We start from the raw sequence: 12514 nt of genomic DNA on the forward strand, positions 1-12514 counted from the left end.
GCCAACCCGTTCAGGTCACGTGCGCCCGGCCCCCGGCCGTGATCGTGGCGCCGACCCCGGGCAGTCCCGATCCTGACCGGGCCGGGGCGTCCCCTCCGGCCCGGTCGACGGAGGATGCGAGCAATGGCCAGCACTACGCCCACGGACCACAAGGTCCCGCACATCTCGACGGTCCCCGCCAACGCGGGACAGAACGTCAGGCTGCACGTACGGGAGTACGACGGGACCCCGTCGGGCCCCAACGCGCAGCGCAAGGTCGTCCTGATGCTGCACGGGCGCAGCGTCCCGTCCGCCGTGGCCTTCGACCTCCAGCACGACGGCGGCAAGTACAGCTGGGCGCAGCACCTGGCCAAGGCCGGGTTCGACGTGTTCCTCATGGAACTCACGGGCTCCGGCCTGTCGCCGCGTCCGGAGATGGACAAGCCCTGCAACGCCAACCCCCAGCACCAGGAGATCCTCGACCCGAACCCCCTGACGTACACCTGCACCCCGCCCTACCCGCACGAGCTGGGCAATTCGGAGAGCGAGTGGGGCGAGGTCGACGCGGTCGTCGAGTACATCAAGGCGAAGAAGGGCGTCACCAAGGTGGCGCTCGTCGGCCAGTCCGCCGCCGCCTTCGTCTTCGGGCCGTACGCGATCCAGCACCCGGGGAAGGTCGAGAGCCTGCTCCTCCTCGCGCCGATCTACCCGCCCGCCGGCCGGGCCAGCGCGCCGCCGAAGAGCTTCGGCGCGCCGGTCGCGTCCTTCCCCGTGTCCACCCCGGCGTCCCTGTTCGGCTTCCCGATGAACCTGTCCAGCAGGACCGGCCTCGAAAGCGCCTGGGACAAGGAGGTGCGGTCTCCGAAGCAGCGCGCGGCGGGGATGGTCGACGCGGTGTGGAAGGAGCTCATGGCCGTCGACCCCGTCGGCAAGGCCTGGGGCGGCCCGACGGCCGGATCGCCCGAGGGCGTGCTGCGGTTCCGCAACTCCTACTGGTGGGGCTGGAACCAGGACACCGTTCCGATCGGCGGTGTGCTCGGCGACCAGGTGCCGGTGATGATCGTCTACGGCGAGCACGACGCGACGGCGAACTCGCCGACCTTCTCGGTCCCCGCCTTCTACGACGCGGTCCCCGGGGTCCGCAAACTGATGTTCCGGGTGTCCTGCGCCGGCCACTCCATGGTCTGGGAGCGCCAGTCCAAGGTCCTGCACCGGCTGTCCAAGCAGTGGCTGAAGCACGGCAAGGTCGACGACCTGGAGAAGGGCAGCTTCTACGTGGACGAGGACGGCGCCTACACGGACACCCTCTAGGGGGTGAACGGCAGGAGCCCCCGGCCATGGGCCGGGGGCTCCTGCGGGTGGGACCGGATCGGGGTCCGCCGGGTCAGGCGGTCGCGGCCAGGGCCGTGACCAGGGCCGGGGTCACCAGTTCGATCTGCCAGGGGCGGGCGCCGTAGCCCGCCAGGGCCTGTGACACCGCGTCCGCGTGCAGCCGCTGCGGCGGCTCCCAGCACAGCCGGCGGACCGTGTCCGGGGTGATCAGGTTCTCCTGGGGCAGGTTCAGCGCCTCCGCCAGCGCCGAGACGGCGGTACGGGCCGCCGCGAGCCGGGCCGCGGCCGCCGGGTCCTTGTCCACCCAGGAGCGCGGCGGCGGGGGACCGGCCGGGGTCGCCCCGGGCTGCGGCAGCTCGTTCTCGGGCAGGGCCTTCGCCCGGTCCACGGCGGCCATCCACTGGTCCAGCTGGCGCCGGCCCATCCGCTGCCCGTAGCCGGGCAGGGCGGACAGGGTGTGCACGTTGGCCGGCAGGGCGAGCGCGGCCTCGACGATCGCGGCGTCGCCCAGCACCTTGCCCGGCGACACGTCACGCCGCTGCGCGATCCGGTCCCGGGACTCCCACAGCTCCCGTACGACCGCCATCTGCCGGCGCCGGCGCACCTTGTGCATGCCGGACGTACGGCGCCACGGGTCCTTGCGGGGCGGAGCGGGCGGGGCGGAGGCGATGGCGTCGAACTCCTGGCGGGCCCATTCGAGCTTGCCCTGCCGGTCCAGTTCCTTCTCCAGGGCGTCCCGCAGGTCCACCAGCAGCTCCACGTCCAGGGCGGCGTAGCGCAGCCAAGGCTCGGGGAGCGGACGGGTGGACCAGTCGACGGCGGAGTGGCCCTTCTCCAGCGCGTAGCCGAGCACGCTCTCGACCATCGCGCCGAGTCCGACCCGGGGGAAGCCGGCGAGGCGGCCGGCCAGCTCGGTGTCGAACAGCGAGGTGGGCACCATGCCTATTTCGCGCAGGCACGGCAGGTCCTGGGTGGCGGCGTGCAGGATCCATTCGGTGCCGGAGAGGGCCTCGCCCAGTGCGGACAGGTCGGGGCAGCCCACCGGGTCGATCAGTGCGGACCCCGCGCCCTCGCGGCGCAACTGCACCAGGTAGGCGCGCTGGCCGTACCGGTACCCGGAGGCCCGTTCGGCGTCGACGGCGACGGGGCCGGTGCCCGCGGCGAAGGCCGCGACCACTTCGGCGAGGGCATCCGCGTCGGCGACCACCGGAGGAATCCCCTCGCGGGGCTCCAGCAAGGGAGTCGGCAGCCCACCGGGCGGAACAACGACGTCGTCCGAGGGGCCGCCCCCGGTGGTGGTGCGCAGGTCTGCTGCGGGATCTTGGGCGTCGGTCACCGGTCAAGGGTATCCGTGTATGCGACGCGCCCGTCGCCGGAACGTTCCGTCGACGGGCGCGAGCGGTATGCGGGGAGTTTTCCCGGGGTATTCCGGGGGTCTCCCGGCAGGTTCCCCGGCAGCGGCTCCCGAGGCGGATATCCGGGAGCTCCGGCCCGCGGTCAGTGGATGATCCCGGTGCGCAGCGCCACGGCGACCATGCCGGCGCGGTCGCCGGTGCCCAGCTTGCGGGCGATCCGGGCGAGGTGGGACTTGACGGTCAGGGCGGACAGGCCCATCGAGACGCCGATGGCCTTGTTGGACTGGCCCTCCGCGACGAGGCGCAGGACCTCGACCTCGCGGCCGGAGAGCTCTCGGTAGCCGCCCGGGTGGCTCGGGGCACCCGGGGGGCGGCGGTGCATACGGGCGGCGGCAGCGCCGATGGGGGCGGCGCCGGGCCGGGTGGGGAGCCCGATGTTGGTCCGCGTACCGGTGACGACGTAGCCCTTGACGCCGCCCGCGAGGGCGTTGCGCACGGCGCCGATGTCGTCGGCGGCGGACAGGGCCAGGCCGTTCGGCCAGCCTGCGGCCCGGGTCTCGGAGAGCAGGGTGAGACCGGAGCCGTCGGGCAGGTGCACGTCGGCCACGCAGATGTCGCGCGGGCTGCCGACGCGGGGGCGGGCCTCCGCGATGGACGACGCCTCGATCACGTCACGTACTCCGAGGGCCCACAGATGGCGGGTCACGGTGGAACGGACGCGCGGGTCGGCCACGACGACCATGGCCGTCGGCTTGTTCGGGCGGTAGGCGACCAGGCTTGCGGGCTGCTCGAGAAGAACGGACACCTAGGCCTCCTGGGGGAGTGGCGGGACGGCCGGCTCGGGGAAGGAAGCCGGTGCGAACCGTGCGGATGGTCACCCACTCCTTCGGCACGTCACCCGCCCGGCTTTAGGGAATGATCACGATTTGGTGAGTAACAATTCGGGCAATTCGGACGCACGATCGATCATCGGTTGATCAGAAGCCCACAAGGGACGCCGCCTTTCGGCCGTCCGCCCAGTTCTTCGATCAGCCGTTCTGCGCCGGACGCCGATTCGGGCGGCCGTCCGGCCCTGCGGCTACGGGTGGTGCGGACCGCGGCGCTGTGGCAGGGAGACCACACCCGTCGCCGTGTCCGTCGGACCCACCGGCGGCAGCCCGGCGATCTGGCAGAGCAGTTCGCACCACGCCGACAGGTGTGCCGAGGTGTCCGGCACCCCGCCCACGCCCTCGCGCGGCGTCCACGAGGCCCTGATCTCGATCTGCGTGGCCGGACGCCGCTCCGCGAGCCCGCCGAAGTAGTGCGAGCCCGCCATGGTCACGGTGCCGCTCGCCTCCCCGTACGCCAGCCCGCGCGCCTCCAGCGCCCCGGTCAGCCAGGACCAGCACACCTCGGGCAGCAGCGGGTCCGCGGCCATCTCCGGCTCCAGCTCCGCGCGCACCAGCGTCACCAGCCGGAAGGTGCCCTGCCAGGCGTCGTGCCCGGAGGGATCGTGGAGCAGGATGAGCCGGCCGTCGGCCAGGTCGTCCTCGCCGTCCACCACCGCGGCCTCCAGCGCGTAGGCGTGCGGCGCCAGTCTCTGGGGCGGTTTCGTGGGGTCGATCTCGATCCCCGGACGCAGCCGGGCCTTCTTCAAACCGTCGACCGCCCGCCGGAACGGGAGCGGGACGGAGCTCTCCTTCGCGCTGTCCGTACCCTCGGCGCCATCTGAAAATCGTCCCTGAGCCGCAGCCATGCGGGGAAGACTAGGCGGAACGAGCGCCCGTGCGGCGCAGGGACACCCTCGCCGGGTCGGACACTTCTTCATACGTGCGAAGATTTGGGTCGTGAGCGCCAACACCCGCCCCACGGGCCAGCCGAGTCAGACGTACGATTCCGCCTTCCTGAAGGCGTGCCGGCGGGAGCCGGTGCCGCACACCCCGGTGTGGTTCATGCGGCAGGCGGGGCGCTCGCTCCCGGAGTACCGCAAGCTGCGCGAGGGCACGCAGATGCTCGAGTCCTGCATGCGGCCCGACCTGGTCACCGAGATCACGCTGCAGCCGGTGCGCCGCCACAAGGTGGACGCGGCGATCTTCTTCTCCGACATCGTGGTCCCGCTCAAGGCCATCGGCGTCGACCTGGACATCAAGCCGGGCATCGGCCCGGTCGTCGCCCAGCCGATCCGCCGCCGCGAGGACCTCGCACAGCTGCGCGACCTCACCCCGGAGGACGTCTCGTACGTCACCGAGGCGATCGGCATGCTCACGGGTGAACTGGGTGCCACGCCGTTGATCGGATTCGCGGGCGCGCCTTTCACCCTCGCGAGCTACCTGGTCGAGGGCGGCCCCTCCAAGAACCACGAGCACACCAAGGCCCTCATGTACGGGGACCCCGAGCTGTGGGCCGACCTCCTGGACCGCCTCGCGGAGATCACCTCCGCCTTCCTGAAGGTCCAGATCGAGGCCGGCGCCTCCGCCGTCCAGCTCTTCGACTCCTGGGTCGGCGCCCTCGCCCCGGCGGACTACCGCCGCTCGGTGATGCCCGCGTCCGCGAAGGTCCTGGAGTCCGTCGCCTCCTACGGAGTCCCGCGGATCCACTTCGGCGTGGGCACGGGCGAGCTCCTCGGCCTGATGGGCGAGGCCGGCGCGGACGTCATGGGCGTCGACTACCGGGTCCCGCTGGACGAGGCCGTGCGCCGCGTCGGCCCCGGCAAGGCGCTCCAGGGCAACCTGGACCCGGCCGTGCTCTTCTCCACCACGCAGGCGGTCGAGGCCAAGACGGACGAGGTCCTCGCGGCCGCCGCCGGCCTGGAGGGCCACGTCTTCAACCTGGGCCACGGCGTCCTCCCGACGACCGACCCGGACGCGCTGACCCGCCTGGTGGACTACGTCCACACCAAGACGCAGCGCTAGGCCGTCTCTTTCGGATCTTGCCGGGCCCGCGACGCCCGGCACCGCACCTGGCCGCGTTGTCGGGGCGCCCGAGTACGTCCAGTACACGGTGCGCCCCTCCGCCTTGCCAGGCACGGCACCGGACGCCGCGGGCTCGGCCGACAAGATCCGAAAGAGACGGCCTAGCGGCACGGGGGGTGGGGCGGGGAGCGGTGCCTGCGGCGCCGCTCCCCGCCCCGCCCTTTCTCCGTTTCCCGGGGGTGCGGGGGCGGAGCCCCCGCAGGGCTACACCCCCGCCGAGTGGACCGCCGCGACCGCCTTGCGGGCCGCCACCAGGATCGGGTCCCAGACCGGGGAGAACGGCGGGGCGTAGCCCAGGTCCAGGGACACCATCCGGTCCACCGTCATGCCCGCCGTGAGGGCGACCGCCGCGATGTCCACCCGCTTCGCCGCGCCCGCGCCGCCGACGATCTGGACCCCGAGGAGGCGGCCCGTACGGCGTTCCGCCAGCATCTTCACCGTCATCTCCGCCGCGCCCGGGTAGTAGCCCGCCGTGTTGGTGGAGGTGATGGTGGCCGTCACGAACCGCAGGCCCGCCTCCAGTGCGTCCTTCTCGCGCAGCCCCGTACGGGCGATCTCCAGGTCGCAGACCTTGCTGACCGCCGTCCCGACCACCCCGGGGAAGGTCGCGTAGCCGCCGCCCACGCCCGAGCCGATGACCTGGCCGTGCTTGTTGGCGTGCGTGCCCAGCGGGATGTGCCGGGTGCGGCCCGCGACCAGGTCCAGGACCTCCACGCAGTCGCCGCCCGACCAGATGTTCCCGTGGCCCCGGACCCGCATCGACAGGTCCGTGAGGATGCCGCCCGAGGGGCCGAGCGGGAGGCCGGCCGCGCGGGCGAGCGCGGTGCGGGGCTCCACGCCGATGCCGAGCACGACCACGTCCGCCTCGTACTCGTCGCCCGCCGACGTGGCCACCGCCCGGGCCCGGCCCTCCTCGTCGGTGAGGATCTTCGTCACCTCGGCGCGGGAGACCGTACGGATCCCCATCCGGTTCATCGCGCTGTGCACCAGGCCGCCCATGTCCGGGTCCAGCGTGGCCATCGGCTGCTCGCCCCGGTGCAGGACGGTCACCTCGTACCCCCGCGCCACCAGGGCCTCCGCCATCTCCACGCCGATGTAGCCCGCGCCCACCACGACGGCCCGGCGGCCCTCCGTGCGCCGCAGGGTGTCCATCAGGCGCTGGCCGTCGTCCAGGCTCTGGATCCCGTGGACCCCGTGCGCGCCGATGCCGGGGAGCCGGGGGCGCACGGGGCGGGCGCCCGTCGCCAGGACCAGTTTGTCGTAGCCCGTCCAGGATTCGGATCCGGTGTCCAGATCGCGGGCGCGGACCCGGGACCCGGGGAGGTCGAGCTCCACGACCTCCGTGCGCGTGCGCAGATCGATGTCCCGGGCCCGGTGCTCCTCGGGGGTGCGGGCGATCAGGTCGTCGCGCTCGGCGACCTGACCGCCGACCCAGTACGGGATCCCGCACGCCGAGTAGGAGGTGAAGTGCCCGCGCTCGAAGCCCACGATCTCCAGTTCCGCCGGGCCCTTCAGCCTGCGGGCCTGTGACGCGGCGGACATCCCCGCCGCGTCACCGCCCACCACCACCAGTCGTTCCGTCGCCATCGTCCGTACCGCCCCTTCACCACCGTCGGATGGTGAACACGCTACGGCCGAACGCGCGTTCAGTCCTGTACGCCGGCCTCACTGTCCGGAGCGGCGTCCGGAGCCGTCCGGGCCGCCGGGACCGTCGCCCGCCACGGCACCGGGGCCGGCTTCGGCGGCGCCGGACGCCACCGCCGGTAGAGCCGGAACAGCAGCAGCCCCACCACGGCCGTCAGCACGAACGGAAGCACCGCGCCCACCGCCACCGTCAGGTAGCGCACGACCTTGGTGAAGACGTCCCAGCCCCCGCCCAGGGCACCCAGGAAGGTGGGCTCCTTCTTCTTCTCCTTCTTCTCGGGCTCCGGCTTCGCGGCCGGCTCCGAGACCTCCAGCGTGATCGTGCCCAGCGAGGTCTGGTCCTTCAGCGCCGTCTGCTGTGCCAGCAGCGACTCCAGGTCGGACTGGCGGCGCGACAGCTCGCTCTCCAGCATCACCACCTCGCTCAGCGCCGAGGCCTTGCCCATCATCTCCCGCACCCGCGCCACGCTGGCCTGCTGCGAGGCCACACGGCTGCCGATGTCGGCGACCTTCTCCGTGACGTCCTGCGCGTCGACCTTGCGGTGCAGGAGCTTCCCGCTGCCCTCCATGGCGCCGAGCACGCCGTCGTAGCGCTCGCCCGGCACCCGCAGCGTCAGCGTCGAGGTCATCCGGCCGTCCTCGCCGCGCTTGGTGGACTCGTTGCCGACGTAGCCGCCCGCTTCGTCGGCGGCCGTGCGGGCCGAGGCCAGCGTCTTCTGGACGTCCGCCGTCTCGATGCCGAGCGTCGCCGTCCGGATCACGTTCGGGCGGACCGCGGCCGGCGTTCCGGCGTTCTTGTTCGCGGCGGAGCCCGCGGCGCCCGCGGACCCGGCCGGCGCCGGGGCCGCCGCGGCGCCCTCCGGTGCCTTGCCGCCGGCGGCGGGAGCCACCGCCGCCTTGTCGCTCGCGGAGCCCTGGCCGCTCGCGCCGCAGCCGGTGAGCGCGAGCGCCCCGGCCAGGGCGAGGGCGGCCAGGGCCGCCGCGGAACGGTGTCTGTCGAAACTGTGCATCGCTGCAAACCCCCGAGGATCGGCTGGTGTTGCCGGTTCGACGTCCAGAGTCCCGTCGCGGGTTTCGAATCCACGGTCCCGGGGTGATCCCGATGAGGTCACGGTCCGGCCTCGGAGATCGGTCTGAGACGATGTGTCCATGCACGAAGCGGACATGCGTACGGATCGGCCGGACTCCTCGCCCCGGTCCACCGGCTCCCAGCGCCACGCCGTCGTCATCGGCGGCGGTATCGCGGGCCTCGCGGCGGCCCACCGGCTGCTCGCCGAGGGCGTCCGCGTCACCCTGCTGGAGGCCGGACCCCGGCTCGGCGGCAAGCTGTACGCCGGTGAGCTCGCCGGGGCCCGCGTCGACCTCGGCGCCGAATCCATGCTCGCCCGCCGCCCCGAGGCCGTGGCTCTGGCCGAGGCCGTGGGCCTCGGCGAAGCCGTGCAGGCGCCCGCCACCGCCACCGCCCACCTGTGGACCCGCGGCGCGCTGCGGCCGATGCCGCGCGGCCACGTCATGGGCGTCCCCGGCGACCTCGGACCGCTCGCCGCCTCCGGGGTGCTCTCCGCCGAGGGGCTGGCCCGCATCGAGGCCGAGCGGACGCTGCCGCCCACCGAGATCGGCGACGACGTCGCCGTCGGCGCGTACGTCGCGGCCCGCCTCGGCCGCGAGGTCGTCGACCGGCTGGTGGAACCGCTGCTCGGCGGGGTCTACGCGGGCGACGCCTACCGCATCTCCATGCGGGCCGCCGTCCCCCAGCTCTTCGAGGCCGCCCGCACGCACGCCCTCCTCGGCGACGGCGTACGCGAACTGCAGCGCCGGGCGCAGGCCTCGCCCCAGCAGGCCGGTCCGGTCTTCGCCGGCATCGACGGCGGCATCGGACGGCTCCCGGTCGCCGTGGCCGAGGCCTGCCGCGCCGCCGGGGCCCGGCTCGTCACCGGCACCCCCGTCCGCGAGGTCGTCCGTACGGCCGGGGGCTGGCGGGTGGTGGCCGGCGCCGAGGTCATCGAGGCCGACGCCGTGATCCTGGCCACCCCGGCCGGGCCCGCCGCACGGCTGCTGGACGGGCTCGCCCCGGCCGCCGCGGCCGAGCTGCGCGGGGTCGAGTACGCCTCGATGGCCCTGATCACGATGGCCTTCCGCCGCTCCGAGCTGCCGGCGGCCGTATCCGGCGGCGGCGCCAGCGGATTCCTCGTACCGCCCGTCGACGGCCGCACCATCAAGGCCTCCACCTTCTCCAGCAACAAGTGGGCCTGGGCCGGGACGGATCCCGACCTCTTCCTGCTGCGCACCTCGGTCGGCCGCTACGCCGACGAGAGCGACCTGCAGCGCGAGGACGGCGAGCTCGTCGACGTCTCCCTCGCCGACCTCGCCGAGGCCGTGGGCCTCGCGGCCCGGCCGGTCGCCTCCACCGTCACCCGCTGGGACGGCGGACTGCCCCAGTACCCCGTCGGCCACCTCGACCGGGTCGCCCGCATCCGCACCGCCGTCGCGGCCCTGCCGGGCCTCGCCGTGTGCGGCGCGGTCTACGACGGCGTGGGCATCCCGGCCTGTGTCGCGAGCGCCGGCAAGGCCGCGGACGCGGTGATCGCCGCGCTCGGTGCGCGTACGGCACCCCTGGCACCGACCACTGATCAGCGCACGGGACAATAGGCACATGACTGCACCAGAGAAGATTCCCAACGCGGGGAAGAAGGCGAAGGACCTCAACGAGGTCATCCGCTACACCCTGTGGTCCGTCTTCAAGCTGAAGGACGTTCTCCCCGAGGACCGCACCGGCTACGCCGACGAGGTCCAGGAGCTCTTCGACCAGCTGGGCGCCAAGGACATCACCGTCCGCGGCACCTACGACGTCTCCGGCCTGCGCGCGGACGCCGACGTCATGATCTGGTGGCACGCCGAGACGGCGGACGAGCTGCAGACCGCCTACAACCTGTTCCGCCGCACCAAGCTGGGCCGCGCCCTGGAGCCGGTGTGGTCGAACATGGCCCTGCACCGCCCGGCCGAGTTCAACAAGTCGCACATCCCGGCCTTCCTGGCCGACGAGGTCGCGCGCGAGTACGTCAGCGTGTACCCCTTCGTGCGCAGTTACGACTGGTACCTGCTGCCCGACGAGGACCGCCGCCGCATGCTCGCGGACCACGGCAAGATGGCCCGCGGCTACCCGGACGTGCGCGCCAACACCGTCGCCTCCTTCTCGCTGGGCGACTACGAGTGGCTGCTGGCCTTCGAGGCGGACGAGCTGTACCGCATCGTCGACCTCATGCGTCACCTGCGCGCCTCCGAGGCCCGTATGCACGTCCGTGAAGAGGTGCCCTTCTACACCGGGCGCCGCAAGTCCGTCGCCGATCTGGTGGCCGGGCTCGCCTGATACCTCCCCTGGGGGGAAGGACCGGAGGACGACCACACCGTCAGGTGAGTTCCTCCGGTGGATCGGGAGGCTGGTCCGAAAGACGGCCCCTGCCCCCGAAACGACGCAGCCGGAGATCCCGCCCGGAAGTTCAGACGACTGGTGGCAGCAATGCCCTGTGGGCGCTCGCTGCCCGGTCGTCCAGCGACACCGGTGCGGGCTCCGGATGCGGCGCACATGTGACCCGCCACCCCGGGGTGGCGCCCGTCAGCAGATACCGCTCCACGTGCCGGTCCACGCAACCGTTGCGTCCGCCGACCACTCCGTGGGAGCCGGCCCCCTTCTCCGTCACCAGCGAAGCCCCGGCGCCGAGCCGCCGCTGGAGTTCCAGCGCGCCCGCGTACGGGGTCGCCCCGTCCCGCTCCGCCGCGACCACCAGGGTCCCGGGCAGCCGCACCGGCTGGGACCCGACCGCCACCGGCCGCTGCCGCTCGCGCACCGGCCAGGAGGCGCACGGGAGGTTCATGAAGGCATTGGCCCAGGCCTCGAAGGGGGCCCTGCGCGCCAGCTCGGTGGTGTCGCGGTCCCAGGTCTTCCAGTCCGCGGGCCAGGAGGCGTCGTTGCACAGCACCGCCGTGTACACCGCCGTCGCGTTCTCCGCCTCGGCCGCCGCTCCCGGGTCGGGGGCGGCCTGGGCGGTCAGCCGCGCCGGGTCGCCGCGCAGGAAGGCCGCGAGGGCCGCCGCCCGGTCCGGCCACACGTCGTCGTAGTAGGCGGCCTGGAGGTAGGCGGCCCGCAGTTCACCGGTGCCGACGACCCCGCCCGCAGGGGTACGGGCCACCGCGTCCCGGACGCGCGCGTAGCTCGCCTGCACGGCCGCCGGGGTGGCACCGAGGCCGTACGCGTCGTGGTGGCGGGCCGCCCAGGCGCGGAAGTCGTACCAGCGGCGCTCGAAGCCGGGTGACTGGTCGAGCTGGTTGCGGTACCAGACGCGGCGCGGATCGGGGTCGACCGCCGAGTCCAGGACCATCCGGCGGACGCGGCCCGGGTACAGGGTGGCGTACACGGCACCGAGGTAGGTGCCGTACGAGGCGCCCATGAAGCTCAGCTTCCGCTCGCCGAGGGCGGCCCGCAGGACGTCCAGATCGCGGGCGTTGTTGAGCGTCGTGTAGTGCGGCAGGGCCGCGCCGGCCCGCCGCGCGCAGCCGCTGGCGTAGGCCCGGGCGTCCGCGAGGCGCTGACTCTTGTACGCCGGGGAGGGGTCGGCCGGGACCTGGGTGGGGCCCTTGGCTCCCGTGGCGGGGTCCCGGCAGGACAGCGGGGCGGACCGGCCGACGCCGCGCGGGGCGTAGCCGACGAGGTCGTAGGCGGCGGCGATCCGCTCCCAGCCGGGGAGGTCGGCGACGAGCGGGAAGTACATGCCGGAGGCTCCCGGGCCGCCGGGGTTGTGGACGAGCGCGCCCTGGCGGACGGCGCCGCCGGCCCCGGTGGCGGCGGCCCGGCTGACGGTGAGGGAGATCTGCGGGCCGTCGGGCCGGGCGTAGTCGAGCGGGACGCGCAGGGTGGCGCACCGGACCGGGCCGGGCAGCTCCTCGGCGTCGGGGCAGGGGCGGAAGTCGAGTCCGCCGCTGCCGTCGGCCGTGGCCCGGGCCGCCGCGCGGCGGGCGGCGAGGGCGGCGCCGGCGGCTTCGGCGGCCGTCCCGCCGAGGGGGCCGGGCGAGGCCGGCCGCGCGGCGTGGGCCGGGACGCACAGGAGGAGGGAGAGTGCCGCCAGGGCGGCCGCACGGCCTGTGAGTCCCGTCCGCATGACAGCCCCTTCCTCTCATCCGATGAACTGATGAGAGGGGTGGGTGGCTGCCTTGTAAAGGATCACCGGCCGGTGTCGGCGCCGATGGCCCCGATGCCGC

Annotated in this window: 10 protein-coding genes; 4 read left to right on the forward strand and 6 right to left on the reverse strand. The window is 73.7% G+C overall.

From position 1 onward, the window contains the following. Positions 1-123 precede the first annotated feature (123 nt). On the forward strand, positions 124-1290 hold the full coding sequence (locus JYK04_RS31930) for an alpha/beta fold hydrolase (RefSeq protein ID WP_189739318.1): 1167 nt from the start codon (positions 124-126) through the stop codon (positions 1288-1290). Between the two features lie 73 nt (positions 1291-1363). On the opposite strand, the gene JYK04_RS31935 is transcribed toward JYK04_RS31930, so the two are convergent. The 3 genes from JYK04_RS31935 to JYK04_RS31945 form a co-directional block, all read right to left on the reverse strand. After that, positions 1364-2647 carry an HRDC domain-containing protein gene (locus JYK04_RS31935; protein WP_189739322.1) on the reverse strand — a complete coding sequence of 428 codons (1284 nt, stop codon included), beginning with the start codon at positions 2645-2647 and terminating at the stop codon, positions 1364-1366. A 161-nt stretch (positions 2648-2808) separates the two neighbouring features. Next, complete coding sequence (locus tag JYK04_RS31940) at positions 2809-3471, reverse strand: helix-turn-helix transcriptional regulator (protein WP_007267191.1); 663 nt, start codon at positions 3469-3471, stop codon at positions 2809-2811. Between the two features lie 273 nt (positions 3472-3744). After that, entirely contained in the window at positions 3745-4401 is a 657-nt protein-coding gene (locus JYK04_RS31945) for a DUF3000 domain-containing protein (RefSeq protein WP_030011435.1), read from the reverse strand. A 91-nt stretch (positions 4402-4492) separates the two neighbouring features. On the opposite strand from JYK04_RS31945, the gene hemE reads away from it, so the two are divergent. Beyond that, positions 4493-5557 carry a uroporphyrinogen decarboxylase gene (gene hemE, locus JYK04_RS31950; RefSeq protein ID WP_189739325.1) on the forward strand — a complete coding sequence of 355 codons (1065 nt, stop codon included), beginning with the start codon at positions 4493-4495 and terminating at the stop codon, positions 5555-5557. 264 nt (positions 5558-5821) lie between these two features. Here the strand turns inward: hemE and JYK04_RS31955 are convergent, their stop codons facing one another. Together JYK04_RS31955 and JYK04_RS31960 are read right to left on the reverse strand one after the other, a co-directional pair. Next, complete coding sequence (locus JYK04_RS31955) at positions 5822-7204, reverse strand: FAD-dependent oxidoreductase (protein ID WP_189739328.1); 1383 nt, start codon at positions 7202-7204, stop codon at positions 5822-5824. A 59-nt stretch (positions 7205-7263) separates the two neighbouring features. Further along, positions 7264-8271 (reverse strand): DUF4349 domain-containing protein, encoded by a 1008-nt coding sequence (locus JYK04_RS31960; RefSeq protein ID WP_189739330.1) that lies wholly within the window; start codon positions 8269-8271, stop codon positions 7264-7266. A 154-nt stretch (positions 8272-8425) separates the two neighbouring features. Here JYK04_RS31960 and hemG point away from each other — a divergent pair, with 154 nt between their 5' ends. Together hemG and hemQ are read left to right on the forward strand one after the other, a co-directional pair. Next, positions 8426-9910, forward strand: a complete 1485-nt coding sequence (gene hemG, locus JYK04_RS31965) for a protoporphyrinogen oxidase (protein WP_229875651.1) — start codon at positions 8426-8428, stop codon at positions 9908-9910. A gap of 4 nt (positions 9911-9914) precedes the next feature. After that, positions 9915-10628 carry a hydrogen peroxide-dependent heme synthase gene (gene hemQ, locus JYK04_RS31970; protein ID WP_189739334.1) on the forward strand — a complete coding sequence of 238 codons (714 nt, stop codon included), beginning with the start codon at positions 9915-9917 and terminating at the stop codon, positions 10626-10628. A gap of 130 nt (positions 10629-10758) precedes the next feature. Here the strand turns inward: hemQ and JYK04_RS31975 are convergent, their stop codons facing one another. After that, positions 10759-12414, reverse strand: coding sequence for an alpha/beta hydrolase (locus JYK04_RS31975; RefSeq protein WP_189739336.1), 1656 nt, complete (start codon positions 12412-12414; stop codon positions 10759-10761). Positions 12415-12514: the final 100 nt, after the last annotated feature.

The organism is Streptomyces nojiriensis (genome assembly GCF_017639205.1).
Taxonomy (GTDB): Bacteria; Actinomycetota; Actinomycetes; order Streptomycetales; family Streptomycetaceae; genus Streptomyces; species Streptomyces nojiriensis.